At 70.5% G+C, this 17,168-nt stretch carries 18 protein-coding genes; 9 read left to right on the top strand and 9 right to left on the bottom strand.

Translation table 11 applies throughout. The features are described 5' to 3' along the window. Nucleotides 1-9 precede the first annotated feature (9 nt). Nucleotides 10-933 (bottom strand): oxidoreductase, encoded by a 924-nt coding sequence (locus ACTHMF_RS00975; protein WP_440315922.1) that lies wholly within the window; start codon nt 931-933, stop codon nt 10-12. A 101-nt stretch (nt 934-1,034) separates the two neighbouring features. Here ACTHMF_RS00975 and ACTHMF_RS00970 point away from each other — a divergent pair, with 101 nt between their 5' ends. Further along, nucleotides 1,035-1,889, top strand: a complete 855-nt coding sequence (locus tag ACTHMF_RS00970; RefSeq protein WP_440315921.1) for a helix-turn-helix transcriptional regulator — start codon at nt 1,035-1,037, stop codon at nt 1,887-1,889. 9 nt (nt 1,890-1,898) lie between these two features. Here ACTHMF_RS00970 and ACTHMF_RS00965 read toward each other — a convergent pair whose 3' ends face one another. Beyond that, a complete protein-coding gene (locus tag ACTHMF_RS00965) occupies nt 1,899-2,552 on the bottom strand; it encodes a CatA-like O-acetyltransferase (RefSeq protein ID WP_440315920.1) in 654 nt (217 codons plus the stop codon). 243 nt (nt 2,553-2,795) lie between these two features. On the opposite strand from ACTHMF_RS00965, the gene ACTHMF_RS00960 reads away from it, so the two are divergent. The 3 genes from ACTHMF_RS00960 to ACTHMF_RS00950 all read left to right on the top strand — a co-directional run bounded on the left by ACTHMF_RS00960 (nt 2,796) and on the right by ACTHMF_RS00950 (nt 5,506). After that, the gene (locus ACTHMF_RS00960) at nt 2,796-3,740 is read left to right on the top strand and encodes a DUF1214 domain-containing protein (RefSeq protein WP_440315919.1); all 945 of its coding nucleotides are present in this window, start codon (nt 2,796-2,798) and stop codon (nt 3,738-3,740) included. Between the two features lie 383 nt (nt 3,741-4,123). After that, a complete protein-coding gene (locus ACTHMF_RS00955; protein WP_440315918.1) occupies nt 4,124-4,774 on the top strand; it encodes a DsbA family oxidoreductase in 651 nt (216 codons plus the stop codon). Between the two features lie 51 nt (nt 4,775-4,825). Continuing rightward, a complete protein-coding gene (locus ACTHMF_RS00950; RefSeq protein WP_440315917.1) occupies nt 4,826-5,506 on the top strand; it encodes an SDR family NAD(P)-dependent oxidoreductase in 681 nt (226 codons plus the stop codon). Here ACTHMF_RS00950 and ACTHMF_RS00945 read toward each other — a convergent pair. From ACTHMF_RS00945 to ACTHMF_RS00935, 3 genes are all read right to left on the bottom strand, one after another. Then, a complete protein-coding gene (locus ACTHMF_RS00945) occupies nt 5,496-5,936 on the bottom strand; it encodes a winged helix-turn-helix transcriptional regulator (protein WP_314147414.1) in 441 nt (146 codons plus the stop codon). The two genes, ACTHMF_RS00950 and ACTHMF_RS00945, sit on opposite strands and share 11 nt — an antisense overlap. A gap of 181 nt (nt 5,937-6,117) precedes the next feature. Continuing rightward, nucleotides 6,118-6,324: a hypothetical protein gene (locus ACTHMF_RS00940; protein ID WP_440315916.1), complete on the bottom strand. Its 207-nt coding sequence runs from the start codon at nt 6,322-6,324 to the stop codon at nt 6,118-6,120. A 297-nt stretch (nt 6,325-6,621) separates the two neighbouring features. Then, nucleotides 6,622-7,293, bottom strand: coding sequence for a Type 1 glutamine amidotransferase-like domain-containing protein (locus tag ACTHMF_RS00935; RefSeq protein WP_440315915.1), 672 nt, complete (start codon nt 7,291-7,293; stop codon nt 6,622-6,624). Nucleotides 7,294-7,422: 129 nt separating this feature from the next. On the opposite strand from ACTHMF_RS00935, the gene ACTHMF_RS00930 reads away from it, so the two are divergent. Further along, on the top strand, nt 7,423-8,061 hold the full coding sequence (locus tag ACTHMF_RS00930) for an HdeD family acid-resistance protein (protein ID WP_314147417.1): 639 nt from the start codon (nt 7,423-7,425) through the stop codon (nt 8,059-8,061). A gap of 58 nt (nt 8,062-8,119) precedes the next feature. Here ACTHMF_RS00930 and ACTHMF_RS00925 read toward each other — a convergent pair whose 3' ends face one another. Then, nucleotides 8,120-10,117, bottom strand: a complete 1,998-nt coding sequence (locus ACTHMF_RS00925; RefSeq protein WP_440315914.1) for a S9 family peptidase — start codon at nt 10,115-10,117, stop codon at nt 8,120-8,122. Further along, nucleotides 10,114-10,884 carry an SDR family oxidoreductase gene (locus ACTHMF_RS00920; RefSeq protein WP_440315913.1) on the bottom strand — a complete coding sequence of 257 codons (771 nt, stop codon included), beginning with the start codon at nt 10,882-10,884 and terminating at the stop codon, nt 10,114-10,116. Before ACTHMF_RS00920 ends, ACTHMF_RS00925 begins: the two co-directional genes overlap by 4 nt. 108 nt (nt 10,885-10,992) lie before the next feature. On the opposite strand from ACTHMF_RS00920, the gene ACTHMF_RS00915 reads away from it, so the two are divergent. The 4 genes from ACTHMF_RS00915 to ACTHMF_RS00900 all read left to right on the top strand — a co-directional run bounded on the left by ACTHMF_RS00915 (nt 10,993) and on the right by ACTHMF_RS00900 (nt 13,845). Next, on the top strand, nt 10,993-11,493 hold the full coding sequence (locus tag ACTHMF_RS00915; protein ID WP_314147420.1) for an NfeD family protein: 501 nt from the start codon (nt 10,993-10,995) through the stop codon (nt 11,491-11,493). Continuing rightward, entirely contained in the window at nt 11,490-12,446 is a 957-nt protein-coding gene (locus ACTHMF_RS00910; RefSeq protein WP_314147421.1) for an SPFH domain-containing protein, read from the top strand. Before ACTHMF_RS00915 ends, ACTHMF_RS00910 begins: the two co-directional genes overlap by 4 nt. Beyond that, nucleotides 12,443-13,189, top strand: a complete 747-nt coding sequence (locus ACTHMF_RS00905) for a glycerophosphodiester phosphodiesterase family protein (RefSeq protein ID WP_440315912.1) — start codon at nt 12,443-12,445, stop codon at nt 13,187-13,189. Before ACTHMF_RS00910 ends, ACTHMF_RS00905 begins: the two co-directional genes overlap by 4 nt. 284 nt (nt 13,190-13,473) lie before the next feature. Further along, nucleotides 13,474-13,845, top strand: a complete 372-nt coding sequence (locus ACTHMF_RS00900; protein ID WP_314147423.1) for an RNA polymerase-binding protein RbpA — start codon at nt 13,474-13,476, stop codon at nt 13,843-13,845. Between the two features lie 26 nt (nt 13,846-13,871). Here ACTHMF_RS00900 and lnt read toward each other — a convergent pair whose 3' ends face one another. Both lnt and ACTHMF_RS00890 read right to left on the bottom strand, forming a co-directional pair. Beyond that, nucleotides 13,872-15,422 carry an apolipoprotein N-acyltransferase gene (gene lnt, locus ACTHMF_RS00895; protein ID WP_440315911.1) on the bottom strand — a complete coding sequence of 517 codons (1,551 nt, stop codon included), beginning with the start codon at nt 15,420-15,422 and terminating at the stop codon, nt 13,872-13,874. A gap of 37 nt (nt 15,423-15,459) precedes the next feature. Next, the coding region (locus ACTHMF_RS00890; RefSeq protein ID WP_440315910.1) for a DEAD/DEAH box helicase at nt 15,460-17,168 on the bottom strand (1,709 nt) is incomplete at its 5' end.

The following is a 17,168-nucleotide window of genomic DNA, read 5'->3' as shown; positions in this document are numbered from 1 at the left end:
CTGGCCGGTTCAGTCGAGGTAGCGCACCCCGGTGAGATCCTCGGCGGCCGACCAGAAGCGCGCTCCGACGGCCGGGTCCGCCGCTTCGCGCGACGGGCGGACGGCGACGACGTCGCCGCGGCGCTCGCCGGCACCGCCCGGCCCGAAGAACGCGCCACCCGTCGCAGGGCCCGTCGCCGCGCGCGGGGTCGGCAGGGCGCCCTGCTCGGTCGGCTGCATCGCGAGCGCGGCGAACAGGCGGCCCATCGCCGTCCCGAGCCGGCCGCGTCCGCTCCACGCGGTGTCGATGAAGTTCGACCTGGCCAGCCCGGGGTGCGCGAGCGCGCTGACGATGGCCGACCCGGTGCGGCGCAGCCGGCGGTCGAGTTCGAGGCCGAAGACCGTCGCAGCGAGCTTCGATGCGCCGTAGGCGCGGACCGCGCTGAAACGCCGCACCGCCTGCAGGTCGTCGAAGTCGAGGTGGGCCCGCTTGTGCGTGATCGAGCTGAGCGACACCACGCGCGCGGCCGCCGCCCGCGTCAACGCCGGCAGCAGCAGGCCGGTGAGCGCGAAGTGGCCGAGGACGTTCGTCCCCAGGTGGAACTCGTAGCCGTCGGCGGTCGTCCGCCGGGGACCGAGCGACTGGGCGCCCGCGTTGTTGACGAGCAGATCGACAACCTCGCCCCGCTCGAGAACACCGGCGGCGAACGCGCGGACCGACGCCAGCGAGGCGAGGTCGAGGTGGTGCACGGCGAGCCTCGCACGGGGGAGCGCCGAACGGATCCGCTGCGCGGCGTCCGCGCCCGCCTCGACATTGCGGACCGCCAGGACGACGGCGGCTCCGTGCCGCGCGAGCTCGGTCGCGGTGACGAAGCCGAGACCGGCGTTCGCGCCGGTGACGATTGCGGTGCTGCCGGTCAGGTCGGGGATGTCGGATGCTCGCCACGAGTTCATGGCTGCGACGATAGGCGCGCGCGAACCCGGTTCCGGCGCTCGGCGCATCCTGGGGCGGGCAGTACCACCATCCCCGGTGCCGGCGGGGCCAGAATGGGGGCATGGATGCCGAAGCGGCAGCGCGTGAGCTTGGCGCCTTCTTCCGCGCCAGGAGGGAGCAGACCAGGCCGGAGGATCTCGGCCTCGAGCCCGGACCCCGGAGGCGCGTCGAGGGGTTGCGGCGTGAGGAGGTCGCGGCGCTGGCCGGCCTGAGCACCGACTACTACCAGCGGCTCGAGCAGGGCAGGAGTGCGCGCCCGTCGCACGCGGTCCTGGATTCGATCGGGGACGCGCTGGGCCTCGATGCCCTGGAGCGCGAGCACGTCGGTCGGCTGGCGCGTGCGGCCCGGAGCCCGGGAGCGCGGCCTCGGCGCACGCCCGATCGGCTGCCGCGCAGCGCGCGGCTCCTCCTGGAGGCGACGGCACTGCCCGTCTTCATCGTCAGCCAGCATCTGGACGTGCTCGCCTGGAACCCGATCGCCGCCGAACTCCTCGGCGAACCGGACGCGCTCCCGGCCGGGGAACGCAATGTCCTGATGCTGCTGTTCAGTGATCAGGCGGTCGCCCGGTTCGCCGACTGCGAAGCGATGGCGACGGATTACATCGGCATGCTGCGGCTCGCGGTCGCCCGCGATCCGGAGCATCCGCGCGCCATCGCCGTCGTCGGTGCGCTGAGCGTGCGGAGCGCGGAGTTCCGCCGGCTGTGGGCTCGCCACGACGTGCGCGATCGGGTCACCGGAGACAAGACGATCCGGCACCCGCGCATCGGCGAGATCGACATCGAGTGGGATGCCTACCCGGTGCCGGGTACGACCGGGGCGTCGATGATCGTGATGACACCGCGCCCGGGGCACGAAGACCGCCTCGCGCTGCTCGGGGCGCTCGCGGCGACGGACCGGGTGGAACCCGCTCGGTGACGGCGGAGCTCAGTCGAGCCAGTCCGGCTCCGCGAGCAGCTCCTGCAGTTCCGTGAGCAGTCTGCTGGTGTGGAAGCCGTCTGCCGCAGCGTGGTGGACCTGCAGCGCCACGGGCAGGTGCGGCCGTCCGCCCCGGTCGACGTACCGGCCCAGCGTGACGATCGGGGCCAGGTGCTCCCAGGCGTTCCGGATGTTCAGGGTGAACCCGGTGAACGACACCCAGGGCAGGCTGGACACGTCGAAGGTGTTCGGCGGTTGGGTGGACTGGGGGAAGAACGCGGTCGCGCCGCGCTGTTCGGCCAGCACCCGCGCGGCTGCCGCGTGGAACGTGGCGAAGTCGGGGTCGAACGGTGCCCAGACGCTCGCAAAGGTCTCCGCATCGGGGTTGAACACCGTGAAAGAGGGGTGCACCACGGGCCAGACGGCCGGACGGCCGTCGTCCATCAGGCACATCCGGAACTCGTCGTGCCGGTTCACCACCGCGGCGAGCGCCCAGATCTGCGCGACGTAGGTCTTGCGCCCCGCACGCCGGACCGCATCGACGAACGCCGTGGCGTCGAGTTCGGCCGTGATCGAGTACGTGCACGGCACGGCGCGCAGAAAGTGCTCGAAGTGCTCGCGTCGCGCCCAGGAGTCCACGTCGATCGCAACCGGTTTCACCATGCGGACCATTCTGCTCGATCCGTGACGCGCGGCCGCGCAAGCAGGCAGGGGAGTGCCGGGCTGGGCGGGCGCACCCGCATCGAACGGGAACATTCCACGGCTTGAGCTGACATAATGTGCATTATCAGCGCTGAACTAACGTGAGTTGCATTTGATGCAACAGCCCGAGCCAGTGCACCTATTCGCCGGTCGGTTCCCGCCGCTACGCTCACAGCAATACGACGTTCGACGAAGGGGCGCGGCATGTCGGTACAGGTGAACGTGGACAACTTCGTGAGGGCGGAGACCAACCGGATGTTCGACTTCGCCCAGTCGCAATCCGGCGGGATCAATCAGTGGTTGCGCTACCGCGTCCCGACACCCTTCGAAGAGCAGCCCGTGATCCGCCAAAACCGGGACACCCTCTACAGCGGCGCCGTCGTGGATGTGTCACGCGGAGCACGGCTGACAGTCCCGGAACACGGTGACCGGTACGCGTCGGCGATGATCGTCAACCAGGACCACTACATCCAGGACATCTTCCACACGCCCGGCATCTATGAGCTCACGGCGGAAGAGTGCGGCAGCGACTACGTGCTGGTGGCCGTGCGCATCCTCGTCGACCCGACCGATGACAACGACATCGCGGCCGTGAACACGTTGCAGGATCAGTTCACCATCGACGCCGCATCCTCCACTGCCCTCACTCATCCCGACTACGACACCGCCTCCTTCGACACGACCCGGAACCACCTGCTCGCCCTCTCCCGAGGACTGCCCGACTACCGGAACGCGTTCGGACGCGAAGGCGACGTCGACGAAGTGCGGCACCTGCTTGCCACAGCCTCCGCTTGGGGCGGCTTCCCGGAAAGCGAAGCGATCTACCTCAACGTCGAGCCCGGACTCCCCGCCGGCCAGTACGAACTGACCGTCAAAGACGTCCCGGTCGACGCGTTCTGGTCCATCACCGTCTACAACGCTGAGGGATACATGGTCGACAACCCCGGGCATGTCGTCAGCGTCAACAGCGTCACCGCCGTGCCGAACGACGACGGATCCATCACCATTCGATTCGGCGACAGCGACCAACCCAACTCCATCCCGACCCCCGAGGGGTGGAACTATATGGTTCGTCTGTATCAGCCACAGGACGTTGCACGTAACCGGGAGTGGACCTTCCCCGCCCTGTCCAGCGTTCACCAGCCCTAGACATCGCACCTGTGCTGCGCACTGCCGCCGGTCTACACCTTCCTACGACAGCGGCCAGCACGTGTTGACCGTCGTGGTGATGACTACAACGGTGTCCGGTCAGGTCTCGGGCTACACCATCAAGGACGCCGGGGCACTCTCTCTCATTCGGCTGCGATCGAACTCCCAGCCGTGGCGCCACTTCCTTCCAGCCTGACGGCAGCAGATGGCGCGAGGACTGATCGGCAGAGGCGGACTCCCCCGGCCTGTGCAGGCCGACCCGCACGAGGCACATCGACGTGCCTTTTGTACGCCGCGGTCAACTCACTCATGATGATGTTACGCACTAGCAGTGAGGTGAGGTTATGCGCGAGCAAGTGGCGGCGACCCGTTCCGGTCGCCCGGTGGTCGTCGAGGTCTGGGCCGACTTGGGGTGCCCGTGGTGCTACGTCGGCAAGCATCGGCTGGAGAAGGCGATCGCGGGCCGGCCCGATGCGGACCGTTTCGTCGTCACGCTGCGGTCATTCGAGCTGAACCCGGACGCACCGCGCACGCCGGAGACGATCGAGAGCGCGTTCATCCGCTCGCACGGTGGGAACGCCGAGGCCGTCTTGACCGCGGAGCGCCGCATCCAAGCGCTCGCGCATCGGGAGGGCCTGCCGTTCTCGCTCGACAGACTCAACGCGAACACCTTCGATTTCCACCGCGTCGTGCACTACGCCGACCAGGCGGGCAAGGGGCTGGAGCTCTTCTCGCTGGTCCAGGACCGCTTCTTCGCCGGGGAGATCAACCCCTTCGACCCTGACGTCCTGGCTCAGGTCGCAGAGGAGATCGGCCTCTCTGGTCAGCGGGTCCGGCAGGTGCTGGCGACCGCCGAATACGCGGACTCGGTGCGCGACGACATTCAGGAGGGCCGGGATCTCGGCGTCCAGGGTGTTCCGTTCACGGCGTTCGACCGTCGCTTCGCCGCTTCGGGCGCCCAGTCCGTCGAGGTGTACGCGCAGGCACTCGAGCAGACCGTCGAGGCCGCCGCCGCAGATTCGGCCGCGGGATAGTCGCATCCGCGGCGCCGGCTCAGAGAGACCAACAGAAGACAGAGGAGAACCATGCCCACCATCGCCATCGTCGGAGCCGGACGCGGCCTCGGACTCGCCATCGCCCGCAGATTCGGATCCGAAGGCTACGACGTCGCGCTCATCTCGCGCAGCACGGCCAAGCTCGACGCCCTGGTCGACGAACTCGCCGCCGAGGGCATCACCGCCGCAGGTTTTGCGGCCGACGTGCTCGACCGGCCCGCGCTCCGAGCGGCGCTCGTGGCCGCGAAGGAGCACTTCGGCGGCATCGACGTACTGGAGTACTCCCCCGCCGATGCTTCGGCGGGACCGCTGGCCCCGGTCGACATCCGCGAGACCACACCGGAGAACGTGCAGCCTCAGATCGAGTACTACCTGTACGGGGCGATGGCCGCGACGGAGGCGGTCCTGCCCGACCTCCTGACCGCGGGATCCGGCACCCTACTGTTCACGACCGGCGCCGGTTCGGTCTACCCGGTCGCGCAATACGGCAACGTCACCGCCGGCGGAGCGGCCCTGCGCAACTGGGCACTCAATCTCGGCGGCGCGCTGGCCGGGACCGGCGTGCACGTCGCCCACGTCGCGATCGCGCTGTACATCGCGGACGATGCGCCGGCCCCCGGCGTTGACTGGCTCCCCGCCGCCGACATCGCGGCGCTGTATTGGGACCTGCACGACACCCGCGCGGTGCACGAGCTGGTGGTCAAGAAGTAACGGCGCTACCGGTCGGCCGGGCGAGCGCACCATGCGCCTTCTCCCGGCCGACTCCGCTGTGCTCGTGAGCGGCCCGACTCGCGGCGACCTCCTCGTAGTGGGTCGCGGCCCAGGACGCCATCGGCAGCACGGCGTCCAGCAGGGAACGCCCGAGATCGGTCAGCTCGTACACAACGCGCGGCGGAACCTCGGGAAACGCGGTGCGCGTGAGCAGGCCGTCACGTTCCAGGGCCTTGAGCGTCACGGTGAGCATCCGCTGCGAGATGCCGGGGATGCTGGCCAAGAGATCGGAGTAGCGCAGGGGCTCGGCGCCGAGGGTGCTGATGACCAGCATCGTCCACTTGTCGCCGATCCGGTCCAGCACCTCGCGGATGAAGCCGCTCTCCGCCGGCCACGCGCGGCACGGACCGCTCACTGTCCTGTCAGCCACCGCGCCGCACCCAGCCTTTCCTCGTCTGCCTGTAACCACACTACCCGTATGTAACGCGGCCCGTCGCCGGGAGGAGTCCCCTCATCGTGATCGCCTCCTGCAGAGCCGAGCACCAGGCAGCTGTCAGTCGAATCGTCGCCCGACAGGGCGCGCGAGCGCAACCCATGAGCCCGGACGGACGTCAGCGGTCTGGCTGTCGCTGGCGCTTTCTGCGGAGACGCGCCGCGAGCACCTGCCGCGCGACGATCACCACCGCCACGGCAGAGAACGCGACGGGCCCGATGACCGCGCGCTGAGCCGACGATGCGATGAAGTAGCTCGCGACCACGACCAGGGCGGCGACGACGACGACCGACCAGTAGACGACGGCGAAAGGTCCGCGTCGCACAACATCGGAGAAGGTTGTGTCGGAGTGTGCATCACGCATGCTCAGACCTCCAGGCCGCTTCACGCATAACACGGCACGTAGACCGGAGCGGGTTGTTCGCCTCCATTGGCCTTCCTTTCCGAGCCCTGCGTCACAACGCTGTGTCGCAACTCCGTCGAGCGGACTCCCCTTCGAGCCGCCTTCGCCGCACCTTTCCACCATACGTGGGATATTCCTTCGCGCGCCATACCGGACATCAGTAAGTATCACTGCGGCGGCCGCTGCGACCCGCCCCGCGCAACCGGATCCCCGCCCCGCTCAGCCCCCGAACCGCTCCCACCGGCCCTCGCTGATCACCTCGACGCTCCCGTCGACCACGGCGATCGCCGTCTGGTCGTCGATCGCGTACGAGGTGCCGGGGATGCGCTCCGCCCAGCGCCGTGCCGCGGCCATCGTGTTCGCCGTCCAGCCCGGATAGTCCAGGTGCGGGAAGATCGAGAAGTCGACGACGCCGAGCGTCTCGTCCGGGCCGTCCGGGTCCAGGTCGAGGAATTCTCGGCCGACGCGCGGCGTGAGCACCATGCTGCCGGCGCTCACGCCGACCCACACGGTGCCGGTCAGCTCGGGCAGCATCCCGGCCAGACCGGACCTCGTCATCCAGGTGGCCAGGTATCTCGCCTCGCCGCCGTCGACGAGCAGCACGTCCGCATCGCGCACCCACGGCATCCAGCGCTCCTCGGCGATGCCGGGCAGCGCGGTCAGCTCGAGCACGCCGACGGACCGCCAGCCGAGACCCGCCAGCGACGGATCGTCGCCCCAGCCGTCGACGGTCGACCGCCACACGGTCTGCGGGCTGCACGCGGGCTGGCCCCACTGCGCGGTCGGGATGAACAGGGCGTTGCTCTCCCCGATCGGCTTTCCGAGCATCGCCACCAGCGCGTCCCGGATGCTGCCGTTCGTGACGCCGCCCGATGTGAGCAGAAGCTTCATCCCCTCCCCCTTCGACGCGCCCACCCTATCCCCCTCGGCGCGCCAGACTGCCCGAACCCGCGCCCGCCTCGCTATCGTTCGAATGACGCACCGCGACCCGCGCGGTGCGCATCGGAAAGGGTTCCCGCGATGTCAACCACCGACCCGTTCGACCGAGCCTTCCGCGAGTTCTCGCTGGACGCCACCGACATGAGCCGCGCCGCGATCAACTCGATGCGCGCCGTCCTCGGCGTCAGCGGCGCCGTCGCGGTCATCCTCGGCGTCGTGCTGCTGTTCTGGCCCGCCAAGACGATCGCCGTCTTCGCGATCTTCCTCGGCATCTACTTCGTGGTCGCCGGGATCATGCGGCTCGGCGTCGGGATCTTCGCCCGCGGCATCGGCGGCGGCATCCGCACGCTCAACATCATCCTCGGCGTGCTCATGGTGATCGCCGGCGTCATCGCGCTCAAGAACGTCGCGGAGGCGGCCACCGTGCTCGTCATCCTCGCCGTCGCGTTCATCGGCATCGGCTGGATCGTCGAGGGCGTCATGTCGCTTGTCGAGTCCGGGCGCGCCCGCTCGTCCGGCTGGGCCATCGCCTACGGCATCCTCAGCATCCTCGCCGGGCTCGTCGTGCTCGTCATGCCCGCCTCGTCGACGGTGTTCCTGATCCTTTTCGCCGCGGTCGCGCTGATCGTGCTCGGGATCATCGGCATCGTCCGCGCGTTCACGTTCGGGCGCGAGGTGCTCGCCGCCACGTCCACCCCCTCGACGCCGCGCGCGGCCTGAGACGCCACCGGCGGGGAAGCGTGCCGCTCCCCCGCCGGTCCGGTCGTCGTCCCGAGGCTCAGACCCGGTTCGTCCTGCTCGGCAGGTGCCGCGCCCACCAGTCCAGGATGATCTCGAAGCGCTCTCGGCGGTGCCGGGGACGCCCGCTGCGGCTCAGCTCGTGGTCCTCGCCGGGGAAGATCACCAGCTCCGCCTCCACGCCGTTGCGCTTCAGCGCGGCGTAGTAGCGCTCGGCCTGCCCGAGCGGGCAGCGCAAGTCGGACGACGAGTGCAGCACCAGCGTCGGCGTCGTCACGCGGTCGACGACCGCCTGCGGGCTCTGCGTGCGGATGTGCTCCGGGTCCGTCCCCGTGTACTCGTCGCTGAAGAAGCTGCCGATGTCGCTGGTGCCGATGAACGCCTCGGGGTCGAGGTAGCCGCGCTCCACGATCGCAGCGGCGAAGCGGTGATCGTGCGCGATCGTCCACGCGGTGAGGTAGCCGCCGTAGGAGCCGCCCATCACGCCGACGCGCTCGGCGTCCAGCCCCGGCAGCTGCGCCAGGGCACCGTCCAGGAAGGCGAGCACGTCGTCCAGGTCGACCGTGCCCATCCGCTGCCGGATCACCCGGCCGTGCTCCTGGCCGTAGCCCGCGGAGCCGCGCGGGTTGCACATCAGCACCGCGTAGCCGGCCGCCGCGTACACCTGCGCCTCGTCGAAGAGCGCGCCGGTGTAGGCCGCGAAGGGACCGCCGTGGATGTTCAACAGCACCGGGTGCGGACCCTCGCCCTCCGGCAGCACCGCCCAGCCGTGCACCGGGTAGCCGTCCGCGCCGGTGACGGTCAGCTCGCGCGGGGCGATCACGCCGGCCGCCCGGACCGCGCGCGAGAAGTCGGTGAGCCGGGTCAGGCCGCCGTCGGTCACGAGCGCGACGTCGCCGGCGGTGCCGGCGTCCGCGATGCTCACGACCACCACGTCCCCCGCCGTGCCGACGCCGCCGACGACGGTCGTGTCGTCGGTGAGCCGCTCGACGTCGCCCGCCGAGGTGACCCTGGTGAGCACCAGCGCGCCGCGGCGGCGGTCGGCGACCAGCACCGCGTCGTCGCCGTACGCGACGATGTCGGACTCGGTCAGGTCGACCGTCTCCGGGTCGGTCAGCAGCCGCGGTGCGGCGTCCGGCCGGTCGATCGCGTACAGCGCGGTGTTGCGGGCGACGAAGTCGCGCCCGGACTCCCCCACCTCCTGCGCGCTGACGTACAGGACGCCGTTCAGCCCGTACTGCAGCGCGACGACGGAGAAGTCCCCGTGCCCGCCGGTGGCGTCCACCGGCTCGCCGGAGCCGTCGACCGGGACCAGGAAGACGTTCGAGCGCAGGTCGTCGTCCCTGCCCTCGTGCCGCGCGGAGACGAAGGCGAGCGTCGCGCCGTCCGGGGCGAACGCGATCGTGGTGTCGTCCCACTCCCCCGAGGTCAGCTGCCGCGCGTCAGGAACCCCCGGCTTCTCGCCCGTGGAGCCGTCCGGCTGCGGGACCGGCGCGACGGCCGGCTCCGCCCAGACGTCGGGTACGGCGACCAGGAAGACGTGCGCACGGCGGTCGACGATGTAGCCGAGCCCGTTCGCCTGATATTTCAGCGTGCGGATGCGGCGGGCCGGCTCGCTGTTCGGGTCGATCCCCTCGACGGTGCCGTATCTGCCCTGCTCGGGCTCCCTGCTCACGAACGCGAGCGACCGGCCGTCCGGCGCCCACGCGAACTCGCTCACGCCGAGCGTGCGGTCGGTCACCTGCACAGGCTCGCCGCCGGCCGCATCCACCACGTACAGCTGCGGTGCCGACTTCGGCACCGCGCGCAGGAAGGCGATCAGCCTGCCGTCCGGTGAGAACCGCGGCGCGGTGTCGCGGAAGCCGCGCGTGACCCGTCGTGGCGCGGCGTGGCCGGTGAGCGGGATGCTCCACAGCTGCCCGACCGCGGCGTCCGCCTCGAGCGAGGGATGCGTCACCGAGACGACGGCGCGCGTGCCGCCGGGGTGGACCGTCGGTGTGGAGACGCTGGTCAGCAGGCCGAGGTCTGCGGCCTTCATTCGGCCACCGGCTCGAAGCTGGACACGTCCCCGACCAGTCGGGTGTGATCGGCGGGGACCGGGTCCACGACGGCCGAGGCGACCTCCGCGGCGAACTCGCTCACGTTGTACAGCTTGCCCGCTGCCTCCTTGCGGGCGTCGATCGCACCCGGGTTCAGGCGGTTGAGCAGCGTCGCCGTGATCGTGCCCTCGATCATGTCGCCGGAGACGACGACGAACTCGACGCCCTTCTCGGTCAGCGCGGGGATGAGCTCGCGCAGGGCGTCCTCGCCGGCCCGCTTGCTGAGGGCGACGGCCTCGTACTCCGGCATCGTCGGCGTTGTCCGGATGAAGTGCGCCTGGTGGCTGGTCACGAACACGACGCGGCCGCCCTCGGCGAGCAGCGGGAGCGCCGCGTTCAGGACGTTCACCTGCGCGTCGCGGTTGAGCTGCATCGCGTAGTCCTCCGCCATCCCGGACTCCATGCCGCCGGACGCGTTCAGGACCAGGATGTCCAGGCCGCCCCACTCGGTGGCGACGGTGTCGAACATCGCCTGGACGGACGCCGGGTCGGTCAGGTCGGCCCCGACCGTCAGCGCCGTGCCGCCCGCGGCCCGGAGCTGGTCGGCGAGCTTGACCGCCCGCGCCTCCTTGTTGCGGTAGTTGATGACCACCGACGCGCCCGCCTCCGCGAGGTACTGGGCGGTGTCTGCGCCGATGCCGCGCGAGGAACCGGTGACGAGGGCGCGCTTGCCGGTGAGGGACGCAGCGGCGAGGGGGTTGGACACGAAGACTCCTAGATCCGACGAAAACTCTCGAATCTGAGACTACCAAGTGGGTTCCGTGCGGCCGGGCGCGATGCTGGTAGCGTCATCAGTGACACTAAGGGGGCTGCTATGGACATCGCATCCTTCGCGTGGATCGCGTGGCTCGTCCTCATCCTCGTCTTCGTCATCATCGAGATGCTGACGCTCGACTTCGTGTTCCTGATGATCGCCGTCGGCAGCCTCGGCGGCCTGATCGCCGGACTCTTCGGCGCGCCGTGGTGGCTGCAGCTCGTCATCGCCGCCGCGCTGTCCGTCGTCCTGCTGTTCTTCATCCGGCCGCCCCTGCTGCACGCGCTCAAGCGCGGCGGCGATCCGGCCAAGAGCAACGTCGCCGCGCTCATCGGGATGGGCGCCGTCGTCGTCTCCACGGTGTCCAGGACCAGCGGCCAGGTGAAGCTCGCGATCGGCGAGACCTGGACCGCGCGCCTCTCCCCCGCCCCGCTCGGCCCCGCCGAGCTCGTGCCTGGCGAGCACGTCGTCGTCGTGAGCATCGAGGGGGCGACGGCCGTCGTCGCGCCCGCACCCGTGTCGGCCGGAGCCGACGACCTGACCGAGAGGAGCGCCACGTGACGGACGTCACCCAGCTCGTCGTGACCATCATCGTCTCGATCATCGTCCTGGTGATCGCGATCTTCGTGCTGGTCACGCTGTTCCGCGCCATCCGCATCATCCCGCAGGCGCGGGCAGGGGTCGTGGAGCGGCTGGGCAGGTACCACAAGACGCTCAACCCGGGGCTGAACGTCGTCGTGCCGTTCATCGACAAGGTGCGCCCGCTCATCGACATGCGCGAGCAGGTGGTCTCCTTCCCGCCGCAGCCGGTCATCACCGAAGACAACCTGGTCGTCTCGATCGACACCGTGGTCTACTTCCAGGTGACGGACGCCAGGGCGGCCACCTACGAGATCGCCAACTACCTCGGCGCCGTCGAGCAGCTGACCACCACCACGCTCCGCAACGTGGTCGGCGGCCTCAACCTCGAGGAGGCGCTGACCAGCCGCGACAACATCAACGGGCAGCTGCGCGTCGTGCTCGACGAGGCGACCGGCAAGTGGGGAATCCGCGTCTCCCGCGTGGAGCTCAAGGCGATCGACCCGCCCGCGTCCATCCAGGACTCGATGGAGAAGCAGATGCGCGCAGAGCGGGACCGCCGTGCGCTCATCCTCACCGCCGAGGGCACCAAGCAGTCCGAGATCCTCAACGCGGAGGGACTGCGGCAGGCCGCGATCCTGCGCGCGGAGGGCGACGCCAAGGCGGCGGTCCTGCGCGCCGAGGGCGAGGCGAAGGCGATCACCACGGTGTTCGGCGCCATCCACGAGGGGAACCCCGACAACCTGCTGCTCGCCTACCAGTACCTGCAGACCCTGCCGCAGCTGGCGCAGGGCCCGGCGAACAAGCTCTGGATCATCCCGAGCGAGCTCACCGAGGCGCTGAAGGGCATCGGGCAGGCGTTCGGCGAGAAGGGCGCTGCCGCGGCGGCGGCTGCGGCCACGCCCGAGCAGGCTCCGCCCGCTCCCCCGGCGTGACCTTCCTCCAGGGACGCCGCCCGCGGATCATCGCGCACCGCGGGCTGGCGCTCGACGCGCCGGAGAACACCCTGCTCGCGTTCCTGCGCGCCCTGAACGCCGGGGCGACGCACCTGGAGACCGACGTGCACGCCTCCGCGGACGGGGTCGCGGTGATCAGCCACGACCCCGACCTCGGCAGGGTCGCCGGGCGCTCCGTGAACGTCGGCCAGCTCACCATGCCGGAGCTGCGCCGCGTCGACCTCGGCCACGGCCAGGGCTTCTGCTCGCTCGCGGAGGCGCTGGACGCGTTCCCGCAGGCGCGGTTCAACATCGACATCAAGGACGAGGCGTCGGCCGCCCCCGCAGCGGAGGCGATCCGCGCGGCCCGGGCGCAGGACCGGGTCCTGATCACCAGCTTCTCGAAGGACCGCAGGCGCTCCGTCGTGGCCGCGCTGCCCGGGGTCGCCACCTCGCCGTCCGTCCCCGAGTTCGTCCCCGCGCTGCTCGGCGCGAAGCTCGGGCTGCCCGGGCTCACCCGGCGCGCGCTGCGCGGCTTCGCCGCCGTGCAGGTGCCGGAGCGCAGGGGCCCGCTGCGCATCGTGACCGCCCGATCGGTGCGGGCGATCCAGGCGGCGGGGGCCGAGGTGCACGTGTGGACCGTCAACGACGCCGGGGACATGATCCGGCTGCTGGAGCTGGGCGTGGACGGCATCGTGACGGACCGCTGCGACGTGCTGAAAGCGCTGGTCGACTCGCGCTAGGCCGGCGCGGCGTGTCGCGTGAACAACTGCGGACGCGTTCGCGGGGACGCCATCCGTTCCGCAGTTGTTGCAAGCACCGCGCGGCGTGTCGCGTGAACAACTGCGGAAGCGACAGCGACCGCGGCAGCGAGCGCTAGCGCGAGCGCCGAGACGCACGCCCCTTCCTGAGCCGCGAGGTCGCTGCGGGACTGTGAGGCCACTGAGAGAACGGCTCCCGCGGAAAGAGAATCCCCAGCTTGCTGGTTTATAACTGGTGACGATTCGCGCGAAGAGGAGACCACACAATGGCAGATCGCAGCTTGCGCGGAATGAGACTTGGCGCCCAGAGCTTACAGAGCGAAGAGGGCGTCGTCTATTCTCCGCGTTCCCGTTACACGTACCAGTGCACCGTCTGCGGCAAGGACACCGAAATGGTGTTCTCCGCCGAGGCCGAGGCCCCCGAGACCTGGGAGTGCCGCCACTGCGGGCACGAGGCCCGGCTTCTCGTCGACGACGTTCCCGTCGAGGTCGACCACTCCGATGTCAAGACTCCGCGCAGCCACTGGGACATGCTGCTGGAGCGCCGCACCCGCGCCGAGCTCGAGGAGCTCCTGGAGGAGCGCCTCCAGTACCTGCGCGCACGTCGCGGCACCGCGGAGCACAAGCACAGCGCCTGAGCCGTTCCGGCGCCCAGAGGCCGCTCTCACCGCACCGGTGGGAGCGGCCTTCTCACGTCCGGGGCCGGGTTGCGGCGGCCGCCGAACGCGACCAGCAGCCCGAACAGGCCGAGCCCGGCGACCAGGAACTCGATCCCGCGGCTGAGCAGGGTCGCCGGCGTCGTCGTCGTACCGAGCGGGACGTCCGCCACCATGTGACCGGGCCGGAACGGCGGGATCTCGGAGATCGTCCGTCCGTCCGGCGCGATGATCTGGCTGCTGCCCACCGTCGAGATGTTCACGAGCGCGCGCCCGGACTCGATCGCCCGCAGCCGCGCGATGGCGAGCTGCTGCTGATTCTCGTCGGTCTCGCCGAAGTCGGCGTTGTTCGTCTGTGCCAGGATCACCTGCGCGCCGCCCTGCATCATGTCGGTGAGCAGCTGGTCGTCCACGATGTCGAAGCAGATCGAGATGCCGGCCCGCACGCCGTTCACGTCGAAGACGTTGTCGCGCGTTCCCGGGGTGTAGTCGCGGCCGATCAGGTCGATCAGCTCCGGCGCGAACGGCCGCCAGAACGACCGGTCCGGCACGTACTCGCCGAACGGCACGGGGTGCTTCTTGTCGTAGTAGTCGACGACGCCGCGCCCCGCCTCCCACTGCAGCGAGGTGTTGAAGAGCTTCCCGTCGCGGGAGGTGATCGTCCCGACGATGAACGGTGCCTCCATCCGGCGGCTGAGGGCGTCCAGGATGGCAGCGGTGTTCGGGTCGCGGGTCGGGTCGGGCTGCGCCGATCCCTCTGGCCAGACCACCATGTCCACCTTCTCGTCCTCGATCTTCTGGGTCTCGGCGATCTGGGTGTCGAGCACGGCGGTCGGCGGGGCATTGTCGAAGTAGCCGGCCGGCCCGTTGCCCTGCACCGCGGCGATCCTTGTCGTCCCGTGCGTCGGGGTCGGCCAGGCCGGGACGACGAGCACCAGGGCGACCGCGCCAACGGCGATGGCACCCCGCCAGAGCGCGGCCGCGTCCACCGCGAACCAGAGCTCGATCAGCAGCGCCACCAGCCACACCATCGCGAAGCCGAGCCCGGAGATGCCGAGCCACGCGACCAGCGGCGCCAAGGGGCTCTGCGACTGGGACTCCGCAACGCGGCCCCAGGAGAAGCCGCCGTACGGCCAGGTCCCCGTCACGTACTCGCGCAGCACCCAGAGGCCGGCGACGATCACGGGAACGAGCCCGAGCCGACCGAGCCGCGACGGCCACGCGCGCGGCACCCAGCGGTACGCGAGCGCGATCAGGATGCCGCCGACGCCCCAGAACAGCGCCTCGAACGTGGAGAGCGCCACCCACGGCACCGGCCCGAGGTAGAGCGCGGTCCAGGAGACGTGCACCAGATAGAAGGCCTCCCCCGCCACGAAGCCGACGAGGAACGCGGAGCCGGCGCGGCGCCCGCGCAGCGCGAGCAGCACCATCCCGACGCCGACGAAGACCAGCGGCCACCAGTCCCGGTCCGGGAACGCGGCATCCAGCACCGGCCCTGCGGCCGCCGCGAGGAGCACCGCGAGCCAGAGCGGGAGCGGGGCGCGCGGGGACGGGGTCACGAAGGGAGAGCCTAAGGCATCCGGCCTGCAGGAATGCTCAGGCCACCGACGAGTACGCCACGATGCCGCGGCGGATCGCCTCCAGGGCCTGCCGGGCGGTCCTGCCCACCTGGCCCTGGGCGACGAGCGAGAGCTGGTCGAGGAGGTCGATCGTCTGCTTGGACCAGCGGACGAAGTCGCCTGCGGCCATGTCCGCCTCGCGGAGCACGGCGTCCAGGCCAGAGCCCTTCGCCCACAGGTGCATCGCCAGGGCGAGGGCAGTGGACGGCGGCTCGCTGCCGGGCAGGCGGTGCTCGCGCTCCAGGTCGTCGAGGCGCGCCCAGAGGTCCGTCGTCTTCTCCAGCGCGGGACGGAACGCCCCGCGGGGCAGGTTCCTGTCGTGCGCGAGGCCCTCGTCGCGGCGCGGCTCGAAGACCAGCGCGCACGCCATCGCGGCCAGGCTCGGCGCGTCCAGCTCCTTCCAGGCGCCGCGGCGCAGGCATTCGGCGACGAGCAGGTCCCGCTCGCCGTAGATCCGCTTCAGCGTCCTGCCATGCACCGTCAGCGCGGTGCCGTCGTCCTCCTCGACCAGGTAGCCGAGCTCGATCAGCACGTCGGAGACCCGGTCGAACACCTTCGCGACCGCGCCGGTGCGGGACTGGATCTGGGCGCTCAGCCGGTCCGTCTCGCGCTTCAGCTTCCACCAGCGCTCCGCCCAGCGCGCGTGCTGCTCGCGGTCGGGGCAGCGGTGGCAGGGGTGCTCGCGCATGCGCTTGCGCAGGGCGGCGAGCTGGCGCTGCCGGCGGTCGCGGTCGGCGCGGGAGGCGTTCTCCATGCGCTGACCCTTCTTCTCCAGGTCGCTGAGCTCGCGGCGGATGCGCGAGTACTCGCGGAAGTCGCCCAGGTGGCACTCCATCGCCTTCTCGTAGCCGGCGAGGGACTCCTCCTGCTGGCGGACCTTGCGGGCCAGATCGACCACGGCCCGGTCGGCCTGGAACTGCGCGAACGACGACTCCAGGATCTCGCGGGTGCGCTGGCGGCCGAACTGGTCGATCAGGTTCACCGCCATGTTGTAGGTGGGCCGGAAGCTCGAGTTCAGCGGATAGCTGCGCCGGGAGGCGAGGGACGCGACCGACTGCGGATCGAGGCCGTCCTCCCACTGGATGACCGAGTGCCCCTCGACATCGATCCCGCGGCGGCCGGCACGTCCGGTCAGCTGGGTGTACTCCCCCGGCGTGATCGGGACGCGGGACTCGCCGTTGAACTTCTCGAGCTTCTCCAGCACGACGGTGCGCGCCGGCATGTTGATGCCGAGCGCGAGCGTCTCGGTCGCGAAGACGACCTTGACCAGCTTGCGGCGGAACAGCTCCTCCACGACCTCCTTGAAGGCCGGCAGGAGTCCGGCGTGGTGGGCCGCGACCCCGCGCTCCAGGCCCTCCAGCCACTCCCAGTAGCCGAGCACCGCGAGGTCCTCGTCGAGCAGCGTGCGGCAGCGCTCCTCGACGATGGCGCGGATCTCGTCGCGCTCGCGCTGCTCGGTGAGCCGCACGCCCTCGCGCAGGGTCTGGCGGACGGCGGCGTCGCAGCCGTTGCGGCTGAAGATGAAGAAGATGGCGGGCAGCAGGTTGCGGTCATCGAGCAGCGCGACGAGGTCGGCGCGATTCATGCGGTAGCCGTCCGGGCGCCCGCCCTTCGAGTGGTAGCGGCCGACGTCGCGCATCTGCCTGCTGCTGAGCACCCGGCCGCCGTAGCGGGCCATCTGCACCA

Source organism: Leifsonia sp. (assembly GCF_051955155.1).
Classification (GTDB): domain Bacteria; phylum Actinomycetota; class Actinomycetes; order Actinomycetales; family Microbacteriaceae; genus Leifsonia.
Note: the sequence above shows the minus strand (reverse complement) of the source record. Positions and strands in the feature narration are given on the sequence as shown.

Bases quoted from the DNA above. Each gene is read 5' to 3' on its own strand.
- ACTHMF_RS00975 (WP_440315922.1), bottom strand. From the start codon at position 933: ATGAACTCGTGGCGAGCATCCGACATCCCCGACCTGACCGGCAGCACC.
- ACTHMF_RS00970 (WP_440315921.1), top strand. From the start codon at position 1,035: ATGGATGCCGAAGCGGCAGCGCGTGAGCTTGGCGCCTTCTTCCGCGCC.
- ACTHMF_RS00965 (WP_440315920.1), bottom strand. From the start codon at position 2,552: ATGGTGAAACCGGTTGCGATCGACGTGGACTCCTGGGCGCGACGCGAG.
- ACTHMF_RS00960 (WP_440315919.1), top strand. From the start codon at position 2,796: ATGTCGGTACAGGTGAACGTGGACAACTTCGTGAGGGCGGAGACCAAC.
- ACTHMF_RS00950 (WP_440315917.1), top strand. From the start codon at position 4,826: ATGCCCACCATCGCCATCGTCGGAGCCGGACGCGGCCTCGGACTCGCC.
- ACTHMF_RS00935 (WP_440315915.1), bottom strand. From the start codon at position 7,293: ATGAAGCTTCTGCTCACATCGGGCGGCGTCACGAACGGCAGCATCCGG.
- ACTHMF_RS00930 (WP_314147417.1), top strand. From the start codon at position 7,423: ATGTCAACCACCGACCCGTTCGACCGAGCCTTCCGCGAGTTCTCGCTG.
- ACTHMF_RS00925 (WP_440315914.1), bottom strand. From the start codon at position 10,117: ATGAAGGCCGCAGACCTCGGCCTGCTGACCAGCGTCTCCACACCGACG.
- ACTHMF_RS00915 (WP_314147420.1), top strand. From the start codon at position 10,993: ATGGACATCGCATCCTTCGCGTGGATCGCGTGGCTCGTCCTCATCCTC.
- ACTHMF_RS00900 (WP_314147423.1), top strand. From the start codon at position 13,474: ATGGCAGATCGCAGCTTGCGCGGAATGAGACTTGGCGCCCAGAGCTTA.